Raw genomic sequence first — 1684 nt, forward strand, 5'->3', positions numbered from 1 at the left:
CGCTGGCTCCAGGTCGGTGTCGCCCATCTCCTCCTGCAGCGCGTCGGCGACGCGCAAGCGCGTGAGCGACAGATCCTCGGCCAGCACGAAACTCAGCCGTTCGTCCCATTCCAGCGCCAGTTTCGTCACCCGATCGCCGGCACGCAGATGATTGAGGATTTCCTCGCTGGCGAGATCGTGGCCGCTGCACCGCACGACGCGGCCGGAATCGTCGCTCGCGCGCAACTCGCAGGTCTCGCCCGCGACGAAATCGGGCGGCGCAGTGCCCTCCAGCAGCCAACTCGTCATCACCGTCGCCGGCGTCTTGCTCGGATCGGGGCGCGTGGCAGGCAGGCTTCCCAGCGTTTTGCGCAGCAGCGACACGATGTCCTCGGCCTGTTTCTCGCTGGACGAGTCCACCACCATCCAGCCGGCCTGGGTGTCCAGATAGAGCCGAATGCGCCGCGAGCAGGTCAGGGCGCGCGGCAGCAATTCGGTGACGAGTTGCTCGCGCAGCCGCCGCCGCTCGGCACGGCCCACGTCGCGGTTTTCGCCGTGTTCCAGTTCCTCGATCCGTTCGTCAAGCGCCTCGGCAATGGCGGCGGACGGGAGCAGGCGCTGTTGCTGGCGGGCGCAGAGCAGCAGGCAGTCGCCGACGCCATGCACCAGCGCGGCGGTTTCCTCACCCAAGGGCGAGGCCCAGCCCAGGGTGGCGGTTTCGAGCGGTCCGCAAGGACGAAACCGGCGCTCGGCGAGGGCCGCTTCCAGGGCGCTGGCCGTGAGGTCGCCGGGGGTTTCCAAGCGGAAGAGACGGGCGTTTTTGAACAAGGGCAGATCCTCTGGGTGGCGGTAGGAGGGATGAGCGACCAGGCGTCAAGCGACGGCGGTTTTGAAGGCGGCGAAGCGCTTTTGTTTCGCGCAGGCCGACGCCAAGGCGTCCGAGGCCCCCGCGTCATCGCGGAGCCGGTTCGGGGCGGTGCGCCTCGGCCACGCGCCATGGCGATTCGTCCAACAGGCGCTTGCGTGGTGGAGTCGAACATCGAAGGACCATGTCGTCGAAAAAACGGTCCAGGAATCTTTGGAATAAACGTGATTGAGAGAGAGACGTGGCATCGTTCGACGCGCGCGCCGTTAGTCGCCGAACAGGCCATCTGGATTGCCCGCCGCATCGATCCCGCCAGACATCAAGTATCCGGTCGACGAGTTGTACTCGAAGCCATCGTCATCGTCCCAAAACGTCCCACGGTGCCGAGCCGGACGCGGACGCTGAACGCGGTGAAAGCCCGCTTGCGCGAGGGTGTCGAGGTTGATCAGGAAATGGCACACGTCGCTTGGCGATGACGTGGCGTTGGGTGCGGCGATGCACTCGCGCAACGGCGGGCGCTGCTGATTCCACCAAGACAGGATGGCGATCCAGAGGATAGCGATCCAACCGAGAAAGTCCATGTGTCTGATGCCTCTATCGATCCATTGGTGCCCGAGAATAGCACACAACAAGCATTTAACGTAAAACGTCTCTTATTATACGCTTCTGACGCCAGCGGCAACCGACGCGGCTCACGAACCTCGCGAACGCTCCGCGTCGCGCGCGGCCTGTTCGCGCTCCAACAGATTGGTCAGGCGGCGCATCTGTTCGTCGCGCTCCCCGAGCAAGCCCCGCAGATCGGCGACCTGCGCCTGCTCGCGCGCCAGACGGGCCGTCAGA

At 65.4% G+C, this 1684-nt stretch carries 2 protein-coding genes; both read right to left on the reverse strand.

The features are described from left to right. Positions 1–807: recombination-associated protein RdgC (locus QZY07_RS13980; protein ID WP_295403810.1), on the reverse strand; the 807-nt coding region annotated here is incomplete at its 3' end. Between the two features lie 303 nt (positions 808–1110). Continuing rightward, entirely contained in the window at positions 1111–1425 is a 315-nt protein-coding gene (locus tag QZY07_RS13985) for a hypothetical protein (RefSeq protein ID WP_295403813.1), read from the reverse strand. Positions 1426–1684 lie beyond the last annotated feature (259 nt).

Source organism: uncultured Thiocystis sp. (assembly GCF_903866365.1).
In the GTDB taxonomy this organism is placed as follows: domain Bacteria; phylum Pseudomonadota; class Gammaproteobacteria; order Chromatiales; family Chromatiaceae; genus Chromatium.

Excerpts from the sequence above, each read along its gene's own strand:
- QZY07_RS13985 (WP_295403813.1), bottom strand. The coding sequence starts at position 1,425 with ATGGACTTTCTCGGTTGGATCGCTATCCTCTGGATCGCCATCCTGTCT.